The sequence below is a fragment of the Acidovorax radicis genome, assembly GCF_020510705.1.
Classification (GTDB): Bacteria; Pseudomonadota; Gammaproteobacteria; order Burkholderiales; family Burkholderiaceae_C; genus Acidovorax; species Acidovorax radicis_A.
On the sequence record NZ_CP075184.1, the window covers coordinates 1,588,015 to 1,604,434 of the forward strand.

At 61.5% G+C, this 16,420-nt stretch carries 14 protein-coding genes; 8 read left to right on the top strand and 6 right to left on the bottom strand.

Features of this window, described 5'->3' with window-relative positions; translation table 11 throughout:
• Positions 1 to 118 precede the first annotated feature (118 nt).
• The 8 genes from KI609_RS07255 to KI609_RS07290 all read left to right on the top strand — a co-directional run bounded on the left by KI609_RS07255 (position 119) and on the right by KI609_RS07290 (position 10,372).
• Complete coding sequence (locus tag KI609_RS07255; RefSeq protein WP_226448565.1) at positions 119 to 1,636, top strand: lipid II flippase MurJ; 1,518 nt, start codon at positions 119 to 121, stop codon at positions 1,634 to 1,636.
• Positions 1,637 to 1,649: 13 nt separating this feature from the next.
• The gene (locus KI609_RS07260; RefSeq protein WP_226448567.1) at positions 1,650 to 2,483 is read left to right on the top strand and encodes an aldolase/citrate lyase family protein; all 834 of its coding nucleotides are present in this window, start codon (positions 1,650 to 1,652) and stop codon (positions 2,481 to 2,483) included.
• Positions 2,480 to 3,034 (top strand): sugar transferase, encoded by a 555-nt coding sequence (locus KI609_RS07265; protein WP_226448570.1) that lies wholly within the window; start codon positions 2,480 to 2,482, stop codon positions 3,032 to 3,034. The genes KI609_RS07260 and KI609_RS07265 overlap by 4 nt, the downstream gene beginning before the upstream one ends.
• 156 nt (positions 3,035 to 3,190) lie before the next feature.
• Entirely contained in the window at positions 3,191 to 4,591 is a 1,401-nt protein-coding gene (gcvPA, locus tag KI609_RS07270; protein ID WP_226448572.1) for an aminomethyl-transferring glycine dehydrogenase subunit GcvPA, read from the top strand.
• Between the two features lies 1 nt (position 4,592).
• Positions 4,593 to 6,017: an aminomethyl-transferring glycine dehydrogenase subunit GcvPB gene (gene gcvPB / locus KI609_RS07275; protein ID WP_226448574.1), complete on the top strand. Its 1,425-nt coding sequence runs from the start codon at positions 4,593 to 4,595 to the stop codon at positions 6,015 to 6,017.
• A gap of 9 nt (positions 6,018 to 6,026) precedes the next feature.
• On the top strand, positions 6,027 to 7,781 hold the full coding sequence (gene asnB / locus KI609_RS07280; RefSeq protein ID WP_226448576.1) for an asparagine synthase (glutamine-hydrolyzing): 1,755 nt from the start codon (positions 6,027 to 6,029) through the stop codon (positions 7,779 to 7,781).
• Positions 7,782 to 7,808: 27 nt separating this feature from the next.
• Positions 7,809 to 9,116: a type III glutamate--ammonia ligase gene (gene glnT / locus KI609_RS07285; RefSeq protein ID WP_226448578.1), complete on the top strand. Its 1,308-nt coding sequence runs from the start codon at positions 7,809 to 7,811 to the stop codon at positions 9,114 to 9,116.
• Positions 9,116 to 10,372 (top strand): hypothetical protein, encoded by a 1,257-nt coding sequence (locus KI609_RS07290; protein ID WP_226448580.1) that lies wholly within the window; start codon positions 9,116 to 9,118, stop codon positions 10,370 to 10,372. Before glnT ends, KI609_RS07290 begins: the two co-directional genes overlap by 1 nt.
• 6 nt (positions 10,373 to 10,378) lie before the next feature.
• Here the strand turns inward: KI609_RS07290 and KI609_RS07295 are convergent, their stop codons facing one another.
• The 6 genes from KI609_RS07295 to pseI are packed head-to-tail and all read right to left on the bottom strand — an operon-like array spanning position 10,379 to position 16,220.
• Complete coding sequence (locus KI609_RS07295; RefSeq protein ID WP_226448582.1) at positions 10,379 to 11,041, bottom strand: class I SAM-dependent methyltransferase; 663 nt, start codon at positions 11,039 to 11,041, stop codon at positions 10,379 to 10,381.
• Positions 10,978 to 11,892, bottom strand: a complete 915-nt coding sequence (locus KI609_RS07300; RefSeq protein WP_226448584.1) for a hypothetical protein — start codon at positions 11,890 to 11,892, stop codon at positions 10,978 to 10,980. The genes KI609_RS07295 and KI609_RS07300 overlap by 64 nt, the downstream gene beginning before the upstream one ends.
• The gene (locus KI609_RS07305) at positions 11,889 to 12,860 is read right to left on the bottom strand and encodes a GNAT family N-acetyltransferase (RefSeq protein WP_226448586.1); all 972 of its coding nucleotides are present in this window, start codon (positions 12,858 to 12,860) and stop codon (positions 11,889 to 11,891) included. Before KI609_RS07305 ends, KI609_RS07300 begins: the two co-directional genes overlap by 4 nt.
• Entirely contained in the window at positions 12,857 to 14,167 is a 1,311-nt protein-coding gene (locus KI609_RS07310; RefSeq protein ID WP_226448588.1) for a DegT/DnrJ/EryC1/StrS family aminotransferase, read from the bottom strand. Before KI609_RS07310 ends, KI609_RS07305 begins: the two co-directional genes overlap by 4 nt.
• Positions 14,164 to 15,156 carry a Gfo/Idh/MocA family protein gene (locus KI609_RS07315; RefSeq protein ID WP_226448590.1) on the bottom strand — a complete coding sequence of 331 codons (993 nt, stop codon included), beginning with the start codon at positions 15,154 to 15,156 and terminating at the stop codon, positions 14,164 to 14,166. Before KI609_RS07315 ends, KI609_RS07310 begins: the two co-directional genes overlap by 4 nt.
• Positions 15,153 to 16,220 (bottom strand): pseudaminic acid synthase, encoded by a 1,068-nt coding sequence (gene pseI / locus KI609_RS07320; RefSeq protein ID WP_226448592.1) that lies wholly within the window; start codon positions 16,218 to 16,220, stop codon positions 15,153 to 15,155. The genes KI609_RS07315 and pseI overlap by 4 nt, the downstream gene beginning before the upstream one ends.
• Between the last annotated feature and the right edge of the window lie 200 nt (positions 16,221 to 16,420).

Sequence of the window (16,420 nt, forward strand, 5' to 3'; positions counted from 1 at the left end):
AAGCCGCCCGTAAATAGAGGCGTTCAGAGGCGTTGTTTCGGACCAAAACCCGTGATTTTAGTTTTTTTGCTGGTGTCATGTGGGGTTTGTGTCTTCCTGAGCATTGATAATTTGCTGCATGTTCCTCAAGGCTGGCCTGCTCTCGCTAATGTTGTTGCTCGCCAGCCGTGTGCTGGGTGTGCTGCGCGAGACGGCACTTGCTGCCGCGTTTGGAAACTCTGGCATGGCCGATGTGGTCATCGTTATGCTGACACTTCCCGACTGGCTGGCCGGTGTTCTAGTCAGTGGCGCGCTGGCGTATGTGCTGCTGCCGCATTGGGCGAAGCAGCCGGTGTCCCAACAAAATGCCACACAACACCGCGTGGCTAGGCGCTTGCTGCTGGGGGCGCTGGTGCTGGCCGCTGTGATGTGCATCGCCCAGGTGCCCCTGGTTGCGTTGCTGGTGCCGGGGGTCTCGCCCGCGTTGCAGGGCGTAGCGCGCCAGGCCATGGTCTGGAGCGCGCTGGCCTTGCCGGCTGCCATGCTGGCAGGCCTCTGGGCGACGCGGCTGCAGCATGAGCGCGACTTTGTCGGCCTGTACAGCGCCAACCTGGTGGTCAACGCCGTGCTCATCGCCGCGCTGGCTCTTGTGGGCTGGCAAGGGGTGGGAGCCGCTGCAGGACCGACGCTGGGCGTTTTTCTGCTGGCGGCGGTGGCCTTGCGGCTGCTTTGGCAGGGGTGGCGTCTGCGGAACCTTCGCCGCCGCAGCCTATCGCCAGAATCTGCCGTTGCCGCGCTGCCCGACTGGCGCATCTGGCTGTGGGCGGCCCTGGGGGCGGGTCTGCCTTTGACCCTGCCTTTTGTGGCCCGAACCTTCGCCTCGGGGGCGGGCGAGGGGGCCTTAGCCACCTTCAACTACGCCTGGAAGCTGGTCGAACTGCCCCTGGTGCTGGCCATCCAGCTGGTGGCGTCGCTGGCGTTCCCGGCCATCGCCCATGCCCATGCAAGGCAAGCGGACCTGGGTGACCTGGGCATGGACGCCATGGCGACCGCCGTACGCAACGCCCTGGTGCTGGCTTGGACACTGGCCTGCGCAGCGGCTGCGGCGCTGCTGGTGGGCGCTCCCGCAATCGCCAGTCTGCTATTTGGCTGGGGCCGCATGCAGGCGCCCGCACTGGCGCAGATTGCCACCTGGGGCGGTGCGGGTGCCTGGGGCTTGTTGCCGCAAGCGCTGTTGGCCGTGGCCTTGACGGTGTTGGCCACGGTGGGGCGCATGCGTTTTGCTGTGCTGGCCTATGCGCTGGCGCTGGCGCTGCTGCTGGCCGTGGGGGCTTGGGGCCTGACGGCGGGGCATGCATTGATGTGGGCCTTGAACGCTGGCTTTCTGATGGCCGCGCTGGTGGCCTGGGCGGCGCTGGGCGCGTCTGCCGTGCGGCGCTGGGTGCCGGTGCGGGCGCTGCTGGCGCCGCTGGCCGCGTTGCTGGCCCTGGCTACGCTGGCGCAATGGCTGGGCCCCATCGATGGCCTGGCAGCATCCGCCGGCACTATTGGGTTGAAACAGGTTGTAGCCCTTGTTTGGTGTGCGCTTTCTGCTATTTTTGTGGTAGCTATCGGCTGGCTTGCAGGTCCCGGCTTGCGCCAGGCCCTGCGGTCATAATGGCGGCCACATCATGATGGATTTGCTGCAGATCACCAACGACCCCGCGCTGGCACGCCGTTGCGATGCGCTGCCGGGCATGCGCCTGTTTGTCGATCTTGAAACCCATGGCAAGGCGGTGCGTCAGGCCGGGCGCAACAGCTTCATCAGCACGCATCAGCCCGAGGATGTGGGCCGCATCAAGGCGCAGCTGCAGCGCGCGCGCCTCATGGTGCGGGTGAATCCCTTGCACCCCGGCACGTCGGCCGAGCTGGACACCGTGCTGGCCCAGGGCGCCGATTCGGTGATGCTGCCCATGTTTCAAACCCCCGACGAATTGCACGCCTTCAGCCGCATCGTGGCGGGACGGGCGCCCATCGTGGCGCTGCTGGAGACGGCGGGCGCGCTGCACTCAGTGAATGGCTGGATCGGCACGCCCGGCCTGAGCGAAGTGTTTGTGGGCCTGAACGACCTGCATCTCTCGCTGGGCTTCCAGTTCATGTTCGAGCCCTTGGCGCAGGAGCTGCTCGACAGCGTGGCCCACCAGGCAAGGGCGCACGGCTTGCGCTTTGGCTTTGGCGGCATTGCGCGGTTGGATGAGGGGCTGCTGCCGGGGCGCGATGTGCTGGCTGAGCATATGCGCCTGGGCTCGCAGGCGGTGATCTTGTCGCGCACCTTTCACCGGCCCGACGCGCCGGGCGCTGCCGTGCAGCCTTTCGAGGCCGAGGTAGCCGCCCTGCGGCAGGCCGAGCAGGCCCTGGCTACGCGCACGCCCAGTCAGGTCGCGGCGGACCGACTGCGAATCAGCGGTGTGATCGGCTCGGTGGCCGCGTTGATGGCGCGGCGCGCCGTGGAGGGTGCGGCTTGAAGCGCGCCATGGACATCGTGCTGTCTTTGGTGGTGCTGTGTGCCCTGAGCCCGCTGCTATTGGCTGCTGCGCTGGCGATTGCCGTGGAAACGGGTTTGCCAGTGCTTTTCCGCCAGACCCGCGTGGGCCTGAACGGCCGCGAATTCGGCATGTTCAAGTTCCGCAGCATGGTGAAGAACGCCGCCAGCATCGGCCCCTATTTCACCAGCGACAATGACCCGCGCATCACCCGCGTGGGCTGCTTCATCCGCCGCACCAGTATCGACGAGCTGCCGCAGCTCATCAACGTGCTGCGCGGCGACATGAGCCTGGTCGGCCCGCGCCCCGACGTGCCGATGCAGCGCAGCCTCTATACCACCGCAGACTGGGCCTTGCGCTGCAGCGTGCGCCCCGGCATCACGGGGCTGGCGCAGGCGCTGTACCGATCCGAGGCGACCTATGAGCAGCGGCTCAATGCGGATTTACGCTACGCCCGCGAAGTCAGCATTTGGCTGGACCTACGGATACTGGTCTGGTCCATCAGGCGGCTTGGAGGTAAGGCTGCAAACTAGTCGCGCCATGCGGCAACACGCAAGCTGGGCATGCTACGCTGGAAACCAAGGGGCCAGGATTTGTTGTTCTCAGGGTTTCGAAATGGCTGCCTGCCTATAATCTTTTCACCCGTTTTGTTGCCTAACCTCGCGCCTTGACCAGGCGCTTTCATCCCCGTGAACCAAAGACAGAATGACTCTGTGACGGAGCGAACGCCCGTCGGCTTTAACGTGCACACGGGCTTGGATGTCCAGGCCATGTTGGAAGCGATGGGCCTTCATTCGGTAGAGCAGTTGTTTGCTGATATCCCCGCTCAGGTGCGATTGCGCCGTGCGCTCAGCCTACCTTCTGCGCTCAGTGAATGGGAACTCATGCGCGACGTGCGGGCCATTGCTGACATGAACGCCACGGTGCTGACCCACTCCAGTTTTCTCGGCTGTGGTGCCTACGAGCACTACATTCCTGCAGTGGTGGATGCCATGGTCTCTCGCGGGGAGTTTCTGACCGCCTACACCCCCTACCAGCCCGAAATGAGTCAGGGGTTGCTGCAGGTACTGTTTGAGTTCCAGGTGCTGGTGGGTCGTCTTTTGGGGCAGGAGTGCGTGAACTGCTCAGTCTATGACGGCGCCACTGCGTTGGCTGAATCTTGCTGGATGATGTGCTCTGCCAGCGGTAAACGTCGTGTGGTGGTTACTCAAGCGGTTTGGCAGCAATACCGTGAAGTGCTGGACACCTACCTGTTGCCCCGTGGCCTGCAGCTGGTCTATGTGGGGCAGGATTTACAAACCGGCATGGCAAACACTGCAGCGATTGCGGATCTGGTCATGGCAGGGGATGTGGCTGGTGTTGTTTTGCAAAGTCCGAATGCCCTGGGGGTGATTGAGGATGTGCAGGCGGTTGTACAGGTGTGTCAATCGAACAATGCGCTGCTTGCCGTGTGTGTCAACCCATTGCTGTGCGGTTGGCTGGAGGCGCCTGGTACGCTTGGGGCAGATATCGTGGTGTGCGAGGGGCAGCCTCTGGGTTTGCCGTTGAGCGCCGGGGGGCCCTACGTTGGCATCATCGCCTGCGCCAAACCCCTTGAGCGTTACCTGCCCGGCCGTTTGGTCGGCCGCGTGCATGACCTCAATGGGAAGCTCGGTTATGCGTTGGTAAAGGAGGACCGAGAGCAGCATGTGGCGCGTGACCGGGCCACCAGCCACATCTGCTCCAACCAGGCCCTCAATGCCATTCGTGTGGCAATTTATTTGGCTTGTCTAGGCGAACGCAACTTCATGCGTATCGCTCAAATGAATGCTGCTAAAGCGGCGCAGCTGCGGGAGTCGCTCACTGCGCTGGTGGGCGTCAAGCTACTGCGCAGCGGTACCCATTTCAATGAGTTTGCGGTTGAGCTGCCAATGGATGCGGCCATGTTCTGTACCCGTATGCGCGATCTCGGTTTTTTTGCTGGCGTGCCGATCGACAAGGCGCTGGTCGGCCATGAGAGGGGCTTGCTGATCGCTGTGACAGAGACAAAAAGCCTTGCCGATCTGCAGGTGTATGTGAAACATGCATGCGCGTGCCTGCAGGAGTCTTGATATGTCTGCCACGTCTCCCTCTCAGTCCATTGTCGATTTGCACCGCCCCGGTGCTGTCAGCGACGTTTTTGCGGGTGAGGCTCCTATGGCCCCACCGACGCCGCCATCGTTTGCCCGTCAGCGCACTGCAATTGGGTTGCCCGAAGTGAGCGAAGTGGATGTGGTGCGCCACTTCACTCGACTGAGCCAGGAATCCCATGGGGTGGACAACGGGCCTTACCCGCTGGGTTCGTGCACGATGAAATACAACCCCAAGCGCAACGACGAGTTGGCCCGCTTGTCCGGTTTTGCGAATGCCCACCCGATGCAGGATGCAGACACTTTGCGCGGCGTGTGGGAGGTGTACGAGCGGCTTCAGGCGATGGTGAGTGAAGTCACCGGCATGGATGCCTGCTGCCTGGCCCCGGCCGCTGGCGCGCATGGCGAGCTTGCTGGCTTGCTGGTGATCCGTAAGCACTTTGCCCAGTTGGGAACCCCTCGTTCGGTAGTGCTGGTGCCGGATTCGGCCCATGGCACGAACCCCGCGTCTGCGGCCATGGCTGGGTTCGAGTGCCGGATCGTGCCTTCGGATCTCAAAGGCCGCGTGGACATGTTGTCCCTGCGGGAGATGCTGATGTCCGATGTGGCGGCCTTCATGCTGACCAATCCGTCCACGCTGGGTTTGTTTGAAGACCAGATCGTGGAGATTGCCGATGCCGCACACGCCAATGGGTCACTGTTGTATTACGACGGCGCCAATCTAAACGCGTTGATGGGTATCGTGCGCCCTGGTGACATGGGTTTTGATGTGGTGCATGTGAATGTGCACAAGACGTTCTCTACACCACATGGCGGCGGCGGCCCGGGGGCGGGCCCTGTGGCCGTGAAGGCTGCACTGGCGCCGTACCTTCCTAGTCCGGTGGTAATTCGGAAAAATGGTGTTGCACAGCCTGATGGAGATCGCCCGCTGTCCATTGGCCGAATGAAAAGCTTTCATGGTCATGTGGGCGTGCTGTTGCGCGCATATGGCTACCTGCGCACCATGGGCGCGCGGGGTTTGCGCGAGGCTTCAGAAAATGCAGTGCTCAACGCCAACTATTTGCAACACCAACTGGCCCACATGTTGCCACCGGTGTACAACCAGTTCTGCAAGCACGAAACCTTGTTGTCTGGCGAAAGGCTCAACACCTCAGCGCGCCAGTTTGCCAAGCGGCTTATTGATTACGGCATCCATCCGCCCACGCTGGTGGGTGCTGGTTGCGTGTACTTTCCGGGCGATCTCAAGTCGGCCATGCTGATCGAACCCACCGAGACCGAAACGAAGGCCAGCCTTGACTACCAGGTTGAGATCTTCCAGCGCGTCTTTGATGAAGATGCTACGGATGAGGCATTGGTCGAAAGCGCCCCTTTGAGCCGCAAGATTGCACGACTCGATATAGAAGATTAAGGATTTACCATGTGTGGAATTGCGGGTGTGGTCAATGCTGCGGGGGTGACGAAAGACGACGTCTGGAAGATGATCGACTGCATCAAATACCGCGGAGTTGACGAGCAGGGGGTCGAAGATCTGGGCGGTGCGGTTCTGGGGCATGTGCGCCTTGCGGTGGTAGATCCTGAAAACGGCATGCAGCCCATGTCGAGCACTGATGGCAAGGTATGGGTCGTCTTTAATGGCGAGATCTTCAACTTCATCGAATTGCGCGAACAGCTCAAGGCCAGGGGTTACAAGTTCAAGTCGCGTTGTGACACCGAGGTGCTGGTGCATTTGTGGTGTGAAAAGGGTGAAAAGATGCTCGACGATCTTGTCGGCATGTTTGCCTTTTTCATCTGGGACCAGCGAACACAGACCGGCATGTTGGCCCGCGATCGCCAGGGTATCAAGCCCTGCTTTTATGCGCCGTATCAAGGTGGTATTACATTTGCCAGCGAGATGAAGGCCATCCTTGCGCTGCCGAAGTTTGAGCGCAAGGTGAATGAAGCGGCTTTGGGCAACGTGTTCACTTTCAACTACTGTCCACCACCAGAGACCTGCTTTGAAGGTATCCGCCACCTGATGCCTGGCACCTTCATGCGCTTTAGCAACGGAAGTTGTTCCGAGCCCGTGCGCTACTGGAGCTGGCCACTCGACGGCGAGCGGGTTGACGCGTCGCAGGACGATCTGGAACGTGCCCTGGACGAAGCCGTCAAACTGCAGATGCGGTTTGATGTGGATGGAGGCCTCTTTTTATCGGGAGGGGTGGATTCGGCGGTCATTGCCAACCGGTTGGTTCCTCAATGGAATCGGCCCCAGCTGGATGCCTTTGGCCTGCGCATCGAGGACAAGGGGTTTTCTGAGTACGCCTACGCCGAACGCGTGGCGGCAGACCTGAATATCAACCTGAGCGCGCTGGATATCCAGCCTTCTGACATTCCGGAGATTGCGCGCTCGGTGGTCAAGCACGCGGAGCAACCACACGGGGATTTTTCCTTCTTCCTGTTCTACCTGCTGTCGCGCAAGGCGCACGAGATGGGCAAGATTGTCATGTTCACCGGAGATGGCCCCGACGAGGTCATGCTGGGCTTTCGCCATAACGAGCAGTTCTTCTTGGAGATGACGCGTGCCAATTTTTCGATGCGTAGCTATTTCGACCTTATCAGTTACAGCACCGAAAAAGACCGCAAGCGCATGATGAGCCCGTCTTTTCTGCCCCATACCGAAGGCGCGCTCGAAAAGTTTATGAGCATCATCGAGCCATTTCGTGACCTGGAACCGATGGAGCAAGTGGCCGCCTATGAGTTGACGTCGCTCATGCCCGGTAACAACACAGTCAAGGGTGATCGCATGGGCGCTTGCTGGTCTATTGAAGGGCGGGCGCCTTTCCTGGACCATCGGGTGAGCGAGTTGTTCGCACGCTTGCCCATCACCTCCAAGTTCTATCAAGGTGCTGGTAAACACTTCCTCAAGAAAGCGGCAGAGAGCTACTACGACCGCGATTTTGTGTTCCGACCCAAGACCATGCCAACGCTGCCCATCGGCGAATGGATCAAAGGTCCACTCTATCAATGGGCGCGGGAGGTCCTTGCTCTGCCGGATGGCGGGCGTTTTGACCGTAATGAACTGCAGGTCATGCTGGAGGAGCACCGCAGTGGTCTGCACAACCACACCAAGCAACTGCGCACCGTGCTTATGGCCAAGCTCTGGCTGCAAGAGTTCTTCCGGGAAAACGTTTAAGAATCATCAGGCGGAGACATCAGGACCATGGCCGAATTTGATTACTATCTCGCGCAGTTCGTGGATATCCACGGCAGGCCCAAGGCAAAGCTGGTGCCAGGCAAGCACAAAGAGATGATTTTTGGTGCAGGCGCAGGTTTTGCTGGGTTCGCGATTGCCGGCATGGGCATGGGGCCGCATGGGCGGGAGTTTATGGCCATCGGCGACCGTGATTCGATTCGCCCCGTGCCCTGGATGACATCAACGGCCAGCGTCACCTGTGATGGGCATGTGGATGGCAAGCCCCATGCATTCGACTCACGGGTGATCGCCAAGAAGGCTTTGGCCGATTTTCGTGAAGCGACCGGATTAGAGTTTTTCACGGGCCTGGAGCCGGAGTTCTTTCTGCTCAAACCAGGGGCAATGGCTGGTAGCTGGGTTGTTGCAACTGAATCGGAGTCGCTGGACAAACCATGCTATGACTTCCGTCATCTGTCATCGGTATCTGACTTCCTCATGGAGCTGCGTTCCGCATTGGGCAGTGCTGGTATCGACGTCTACCAGATCGACCATGAAGACGCCAACGGCCAGTTCGAGATGAACTTCACCTACGCTGATGGCCTGCGAACGGCGGATAACCTCATTTATTTCAAGATGGCGTCGCAGGCGATCGCTAGGAAGCATGGCCTGCTGTGCTCTTTCATGCCCAAGCCGTTTGCCGAGCGCTCGGGCAGCGGCCTCCATATGCACATGTCGGCTGGCAAGCAGTTTGGTGATAACGCTTTCGAGGATGCATCCGACCCGCGCGGCATGGACTTGTCGCAAATGGCGTACCACTTTCTGGGCGGGCTGATTGCGCACGCGCCGGGCCTTACCGCCATCGCCGCGCCTTGTGTTAATTCCTACCGTCGCTTGGTATCGCGCGGCTCGCGCTCGGGCGCAACCTGGGCTCCGATCAATATCGCTTGGGGAGACAACAACCGCACAGCCTTTGTGCGCATCCCCGGGGGGCGACTTGAGTTGCGGGTGCCGGACGCATCGGCCAACCCGTACTTGCTGACTGCTGCCATTCTTCATGCCGGCCTGGATGGCATACAGCGAAAGCTCGACCCGGGCCAGCCATGCAATGAGAACCTCTACCAGCTCAGTCTGGCCGAACTTACTGCACGCGACATCAAACGCCTACCCGTAAGCTTGCCCGATGCACTCGACGCGCTGGAGGCTGACCAAACGCTTTGTGAAGGCTTGGGCGCTGACTTTGTCGCAGCGTTCACCGAGATCAAGCGTGCTGAGTGCGATGAACTGCTTCTCTCGGTACCGCCTGCGGAGTTTCGGCGCTATGTGGATTTCTTCTGATGGGCTTCCCTGTAACCTTGCATAGGGATGGTGTTCTTTTCGTCACTTACGGCAACGGCCACATCGCCAAGGTGGCTCCAGTAGTCAAGGCGCTGGAGGCGTGCGGAGTGCGCTGCTGGGTCCTAGCGCTGACGCTGGGCTTTATGCAGGCCCGTAGGATAGGACTTCAACCCGTGGGTTACAAGGATTTCATGCATCTCGTCGACGCTGGCAAGGCGCTTGACTACGGCCGCAAGCTCTGGCCCGAAAACCAGCACCCTGATGTTGATGAGTTCGAGAGCATCTGTTATTTAGGCGTTAACTACCTCGACTGGGTAGAAATGTACGGTGAGAAAAAGGCGGAGCAGCTGTACGCGAAGGGGGGGCGGCGGAGCTTCTTGCCGCTGCTGTTCATGGGGCGGCTTATCGGATCACTGAACCCCGCCGTGGTCGTTAGCACGAGCTCGCCACGGTCGGAGCAGGCGGCCATCGAGGCGGCGGTGATGCGGCGGGTGCCGAGCCTGACCATGCTCGACGTATTCGCCAACCCGCATGACACCTATCTGCGTCACAAGGTCTATGCCGATCGCATCACAGCGCCATCTCACTTGGCGGCGCGCCAGTTGCACGACGCCGGTATAGACCATGGGCGCGTGCGGGTGACGGGCTGCCCGGCCTATGACTATCTCCAGGATCCTGCAGGCCCGGCCGAGGGTGTGGCCTTTCGGCAGATGCACGGCTGGGAAGGAAAACACATAGTGCTGTGGTGCGGTTCGTTAGAGTTGCCTTCGCCGCCAGCTTTGCCTGAGTATGCCGGCCCGGGCCTTTGCGTGCTGGTGGAGCAGCGGCTGCGGCAGTGGTTGCGCTCACGCCCGGACGTTGCCCTCATCGTGCGCTACCACCCCACGCAGTACCACCTGTTTCCCGACCAAGGTTCGCAAGAGCGGGTGTACGTGAGTAACTCAGCGCAGGATGGTCTTGGCCCGCAACTGCATGCCGCTGACACGGTGCTGGTGCAGACCAGCACCGTGGGGTTCGAAGCGGCCTTGCTTGGCAAACGCGTGTTGAATCTCGCGTTCTCGCCAACGGTCATTCACACTGAATACGACTTTTCCAAGCTGGGTCTAGCGCAGTCTGTTCCCACGCTGGATGCTTTGGAGGCTGAGCTCGATCAGCCGAACCAGGAATTCGAAGACATCGGGAGTCGCCCGCCAGCAGGGGCAGCAACACCACGCGTAGTGGACGAGATACTCGCCATTGCGCGCGGACGTGACTGAGCGGTATCAGGGCGCAACGCGCCATAGTGAAATGTTGCGCGCCGGGTCTCGAAAAAGGCACTGGAGCCCGAGCTGCGCGAGCGTGTCGCGCTGCACATCATTGGCGTAGGCAATGAGGCTGCCATGCGCACGCAGGCGCTCGAGGTTGCGGTGCGCAAATTGGCGCAGCACCACAGCGTCGAAAGGGTTGAATAGGAATACGAGGCACGCTTGCGCGGGCAGGTCGTATTCACAGGCATCGGCCAACAGCAAGATGATGTTGCGACGACCTGCACGTTCGCAATTAATTCGCGCCTCGTGCACCAGATCGGCCGAATATTCCACGCCGATCACCTTTGCAAAAAGCGGCGACGCGTAGATGCAGGCTTTGCCTTTGCCTGCGCCCACGTCTACGAAAACCTGGAGTTCAGCGTGGCGGCGGGCGGCGCGAATTAGCACGCGCAGGTTGCGCGTCCATACGGCTTGATAGCTGGTTGCATGGGCCACGGTGGCGGTTTCCGCAGGCACGGCCGCGCGGTCGGCCGCGCGGTGCCGGGTGTCGATTCCGTGGCGCAGGTCGAACAGCCGATCTTCCAGCGAGAACCAGGCACGCTTTAGTTTTTCGATCATACTGCTCCCGCTGCGGCCATGGATTGCAAGTGAACGATCTGCGGCTGCGGCAGCATACACGGTCGTCCGCCAGGTGGAATGCAGCACAGCACCTGCCGGCCTGCGATGAGTCCCACAATCATGGCCATGGTGTTGCAGCCGACGACCCAGTCGCTGGCTGCGATGTCGTCGAACAGGTCATGTCCTTGTGACAGGCGCACTGTGTGCGGGTGTTTTTTCATGACTTCGTCGTAGTTGGCTGGGTCTTCTGCTGGGTGCTGGCGAACGACAACCTGCGCTACCGGTGCGCCCAGTGTGTCTAGGTGATCGAGCAGGTAGGCCAGCGCCTGCTGCTGGGTGTAGCCCCAATGCAAAGGGTCCCCATGCGCGCGCAGCGCATGCTCGCGGATCGCCTCGCCGACGAACAGTACCGAGAGGCTCTGCGGGGCACCGGGAGGGCGTTGCTTGGCGAACCCCTGGCGGATGTCGTCGAAATAGGCATTACCAACGTCTGTGACGGGTAGCCCAGGGAAAGCCTGGCTCGCCAGGTCCCGGGCGATCTCGTCACCAACCCAGATCTCGTCAGGAAGAACCAACTCGCCCCGACAGATGAACCGCTCGCGGTAGTTGATCCAATGATCCAGGAAGGCCACGGAGCGCTTGCCTTGTGCACGGGCTAGGGCGATTGCATCGGTCTCCAGCGTTGACTGCCAGCCGGTGCCACAGAGCACCGACGACGACATGGCGATTGCTTCATCCAGCAGCAGGTTTTCCGTCATGCCGAGCTTGGCGGCGAAGATTTGCCGCGCCGGGCCTTCCAGCACGAAAACATGCTGGTGTAGATTGGCCGCGCGTTCACGGCGCACCAAGCTGCTGAGAATTTCTGCACCTCCGGCGTCATGGGCCACGACGGCCACGCACTCGGCACTCATGACGCGCGGGTTCCGTTGGCCGCGTAGCCCAACTCGAAGTACAGCTGCAGCCGGGCGTTGAAACTGAGCTTGAAGTCGCCGCGTGCCGGGGAGTTGACGCCCACGAAATCCAGCTCGTCCAGGCCGCGTCGCTTCGCCTCAAGGATGCTGTCAAACATCAATCGGGTCGATGCGCCCGTGTTGCGCAAGGCCGGGTCGTTGGCCGCAAAAAGGTAGTAGGCGCGCTTGCTGTCGTAGACGAAGAGGTTCATCGCGCCGACACCGTCTGCAGTGGTGCACGCCGACAGCCGGCCGTAGCCGTAGCGGATGGCGCTGGTGGCGATGCTGCGAACCAGTTGTAGGCGCTGCGTCCCTACGTCGATGCCTTGGCGCGAGAACGTGCTGGCGTAGAGCACGCTGAAAGCGTCTAGGTCAGCGTGCTCTGAGACCTGCAGGCTGGCCGCCTTGCGTAACTCCTGCCGACGGCAGGCGCGCATTGCCTGCGGGTAGCTCGATGCATCCAGCGAGCGCAGGTCGAGCAGTGCCGTGTAGCGCGGCTGGGCTACGAAGTGCGGCGCATCGGCCACGCCGTGGTTGTGCCAAAGAAAGGGGCGAAGGTCGGCAAACTGCCACGATAGCGGGAGATCGATGCGCTGGTAGCGCGCCGTCAGTTCGTTGACAAGAAATTCGGTGATGCGAAATTCATCGACCACGCGGCGATGCTGTACTGTCGATATTTTTGGCAAAAAGAGGATGCCCTGATAAGGCGTGAAGGGGTAGCGGACCACTTGGCCTGCGTCATCTTCGAGCAGCGGCAGCAGCGCTACGACCTGGGTGTTGGCCATCACGGCGAAGAGTCGGAAACGGGCATTTAGCGATTGCAGAAAGGTTGACTTGCAAAACACCGTTCCTTGAGGACTCTGCTCGACCCAGGCATCCCACGCGGTCAGATCGTCGGTTTCTGCGAGTTGCAGCGCGCCGGCCTTCATGCTGTCGTGGACGATGCAGGTGCCAGGGTCTTCAGTGTGTCGAGTTGCGACCACACCTTGCGGAACGCCATCACCACTTGCGCGATGTCAGCCGGCGTGAACTCGCAAATGCACAGCGCCAGCCCCAGAAAGCTCTGCGAATGCAGTTCCTCGGCCACCGGGCAGGTACCGGGGCCGTAGGTCACTTGGCGGGATGCGTGCGGTGATGTCCATGGAAAGCCTTGCGTGCCGTAGGCGATGCGGTTGCGGAATGCGGGCAGTAGGTGGATGTTCTGGTAGCCCGCCATGACGCCAGGCACGCCCTCGGCGCGCAGGGCTTCCACGAGGCGGTCGCGGCCCACGCCCAGGCCCTGGGTGTCCAGCGTCATGCCATAAACGTAGTAGGCATGTGTGCAGCCCGGCGATACCACCGGCGTTTGCAGGTGGGCCAGGCCGCGCAGGCCATCGTTCAGTTGTTTGGCGGCCAGTTGGCGGCTGGCGACGCGGCCGGCGAGCTTGCGCAATTGTCCAGACGCGATGGCTGCCTCGATCTCGCCCATGCGGAAGTTGTGCCCCAGCATGTTGCACAGCTGGGCGGGATCATCGCTGTTAACGACGGCCTCGGCGTGGTTGCGGATCAGGCGCATGCGGCGCGCCAAGTCGTCGTCATGGGTGACGATGACGCCGCCCTCGCCGCAGTGGATGTGCTTGTGATAGTTGAGGCTGTAGCCGCCGATATCGCCCAGTGTGCCGGCGAAGTACTCTCCGATCTTGGCGCCTGGGGCCTGGGCTGTGTCGACGACGAGTTTCAGATCATGCCGATTGCACACTGCGCGTAGCGCCGTCATGTCGGCCGACTGGCCGAAGATATCGACAGCCACCACGGCGCGCGTGCGTGGCGTGATGCAGCGCTCGACGCTGGCGGGGTCGATGTTGAAGGTGGCTCGGTCGATGTCCGCAAACACGGGGATGCCGTTCCAGTGCAGGATGCAGGTCGCCGTGGCAGCCATGGTCCAGGGCGTGGTGATGACTTCGTCGCCTGGTTCTATGCCGATTGCTCCGACGGCGGCTTCAAGGCCCGAGGTCCAAGAGTTCACTGCGATGGCGTGACGCACGCCGAAGTAGGCTGCGGCATCCGCTTCGAACTGTTGCACCCTCGGCCCGCCCATGAACGCCGCGCCTGCTGCACCGATGTAGGCCGACAGCACGCCGGTGCGCATGACGTCGGTGACGGCTGCGATGTCGTCTTCGCCAATGGCCTGGAACGGGGCGAGTTGGTTACTGATGACCGGCTGGCCGCCCAGGAGTGCAAGGGTGTGTGTGCTCATGGTTCACTGGTCTGGCGTGCGAGGTGAAGTAGCTGGTGGCAGACGCGCTGTGCGGCCAATGCGGTGGCGCCGGTGCTGCGTAGAGGCTCGTTGTTCAACAGGGTGTCGTGAATGTTCGAGACGGCCGCCGCCATCGCGTTGCGGTAGAGGCCGACGGATGTGGCGGCTGCCCCGAGCTTCTTGTATCCAGGAAAAGAGGTGCTGTCGGTTGCCGTGCGTTGGCGCCAAACGAAGCCGCCTTCTTCCATGGCCAGGATTCCGGTGGATGTGACAATTTCCAGCTCAAACACGGCGTAGTCGCCCGCGTGGGCCGTGCGCAGGTGCACGGGCACACCGCCAGCGTCAGCCTGTAGCAGGGCGGCAACGCTCGGGTCATCGGGCAGTGCATCGGCGATGGGCGCGAGAGCCGCGACGACGGTGAGCGGCCCGATCAGGTAGTGCAACAGATCGATCAGGTGCGAGCCGTTGTTCAATACGCCCTTGTTGTACAGCCCCGAGACCGAGCGCACGGTGCCGAGTTCGCCTACGGCAAGGCGTTCGTGCAGACTGATGATGTCGGGCGCCCAGCGTCGTGTGTGATTCACGGCTAGCAGCACACCAGCGGCGTCGCATCGGGCAACGCAGGCTTCGGTGTCATGCACCTGTGGCGTGACGGGCTTCTCGCAGAACACTAGGCGCGGCCGCAGCGCTAGCGCGGCGTCAACTTGCTGTTTGTGGATCGCCGTGGGCGAGCAGATGCTAACCACATCGAAGTGCGCGGAGGCCGATACATCTTCCAGGTGGCGATAGCCCATGGGGATGCGCCAGGTGCGCATGAAGGCTTCGCGTCGCGCGTCGTTGGGCTCCACGCAGGCGGTGACCGTGAAGCCGCCATGGCGCGCGTAGGCACCGGCGTGCGTAAGTGGCATTGCCGTCGCATAAGGGCCGGGGTCGTACCCGCCGGCGATGTTCCCGCAGCCCACTAGTAGGACCGCCAAAGTGTTGCTCATGATCTCTGCAGCAGGGGCCAGGCCAGAGGCGTGCCGCGCGATATGTCTGCAACGACGCGGCAACCCAGCACATCGTTTAGATGCTTGGGTGGCAGGCCCATGCCTGGTCGGATGGCCTTGACGTTGTCGTGCGAGAGCAGGTCGCCGGCCTTCAAGTCACGCACCACGTAGAGCGAACGGCGAAATTGCAGCGAAGGCTTCTCAGCCTCGGTGGCGCCGTAACGCACCTGCCCCATGGCTTGCCAGGCGCGCTCGCTCTCGACCACGAGCTGCGCGAATTCCTGCGGCTCCAGGGAGAAACTGCTGTCCACGCCGCCGTCGGCGCGTCGCAGGGTGAAGTGCTTTTCGATCACCGTTGCGCCCAGGGCCACGCTGGCCACGGCGACGCCCACGCCCATGGTGTGGTCGGACAGACCTACCTGGCAGTCGAACAGCTCGCGTATGTGCGGGATAGTGGCTAGGTTGGTGTTCTGCGCAGCGGCCGGGTAGGTGCTGGTGCATTTGAGCAGGATCAGGTCGCGACAGCCGACGTCACGCGCCGCGCGCACGCTTTCGTCGAGTTCGCCCAGAGAGGCCATGCCGGTGGAGAGGATTATTGGCTTGCCGGTCGCCGCGATGCGGCGGATCAGCGGCAGGTCGGTGTTTTCGAATGAGGCGATCTTGTAGCAGGGCACGTCAAGCGATTCAAGGAAGTCGACTGCTGTTTCGTCGAAGGGCGTGCTGAACACCACCAGCCCAAGACTGCGTGCGTGGGCAAAGAGCGGCGCGTGCCAGTCCCATGGTGTGTGTGCCTGCTCGTAGAGTTTGTAAAGCGAAGCGCCTCGCCACAAGCTCTTTGGATCATCGATGCGAAAACCCTCGACATCAACATCCAGTGTCATGGTGTCGGCCGTGTAGGTCTGCAGCTTGATTGCGTGCGCACCGGCTTGCGCCGCGCTGGTGATGATGTCTTTGGCCCGCTCCAGGGATTGGTTGTGGTTGCCCGACATTTCTGCGATGAGGAAGGGCTTGTGGCCCAGTCCGATCACATGGCCTGCGATGTGGATTTCCTGGCTCGAACTCATAGGTGTGTCTGGCTGAAGACCGCGAAATGGCGCCTGAAATTGCAATCGAAGCTGGAATTGACCGGCGGCTGACTACAGCAGCATGTGTGATGAATATACCGTGGGCCATTATGCCTGCGCGGTCTGTGGAATGCCTTGCGTCACGCTTGATCGGCCGTCTGAAAAATCTATTGATTCGGCCTGAAGATGTTTGAACCGTT

What these genes read in the sequence shown, in the direction of transcription:
- pseI (WP_226448592.1), bottom strand. Translation starts at nt 16,220, where the DNA reads ATGAGTTCGAGCCAGGAAATCCACATCGCAGGCCATGTGATCGGACTG.
- KI609_RS07300 (WP_226448584.1), bottom strand. Translation starts at nt 11,892, where the DNA reads ATGAGTGCCGAGTGCGTGGCCGTCGTGGCCCATGACGCCGGAGGTGCA.
- KI609_RS07305 (WP_226448586.1), bottom strand. Translation starts at nt 12,860, where the DNA reads ATGAAGGCCGGCGCGCTGCAACTCGCAGAAACCGACGATCTGACCGCG.
- glnT (WP_226448578.1), top strand. Translation starts at nt 7,809, where the DNA reads ATGGCCGAATTTGATTACTATCTCGCGCAGTTCGTGGATATCCACGGC.
- KI609_RS07310 (WP_226448588.1), bottom strand. Translation starts at nt 14,167, where the DNA reads ATGAGCACACACACCCTTGCACTCCTGGGCGGCCAGCCGGTCATCAGT.
- KI609_RS07290 (WP_226448580.1), top strand. Translation starts at nt 9,116, where the DNA reads ATGGGCTTCCCTGTAACCTTGCATAGGGATGGTGTTCTTTTCGTCACT.
- asnB (WP_226448576.1), top strand. Translation starts at nt 6,027, where the DNA reads ATGTGTGGAATTGCGGGTGTGGTCAATGCTGCGGGGGTGACGAAAGAC.
- KI609_RS07255 (WP_226448565.1), top strand. Translation starts at nt 119, where the DNA reads ATGTTCCTCAAGGCTGGCCTGCTCTCGCTAATGTTGTTGCTCGCCAGC.
- gcvPB (WP_226448574.1), top strand. Translation starts at nt 4,593, where the DNA reads ATGTCTGCCACGTCTCCCTCTCAGTCCATTGTCGATTTGCACCGCCCC.
- KI609_RS07260 (WP_226448567.1), top strand. Translation starts at nt 1,650, where the DNA reads ATGATGGATTTGCTGCAGATCACCAACGACCCCGCGCTGGCACGCCGT.
- KI609_RS07315 (WP_226448590.1), bottom strand. Translation starts at nt 15,156, where the DNA reads ATGAGCAACACTTTGGCGGTCCTACTAGTGGGCTGCGGGAACATCGCC.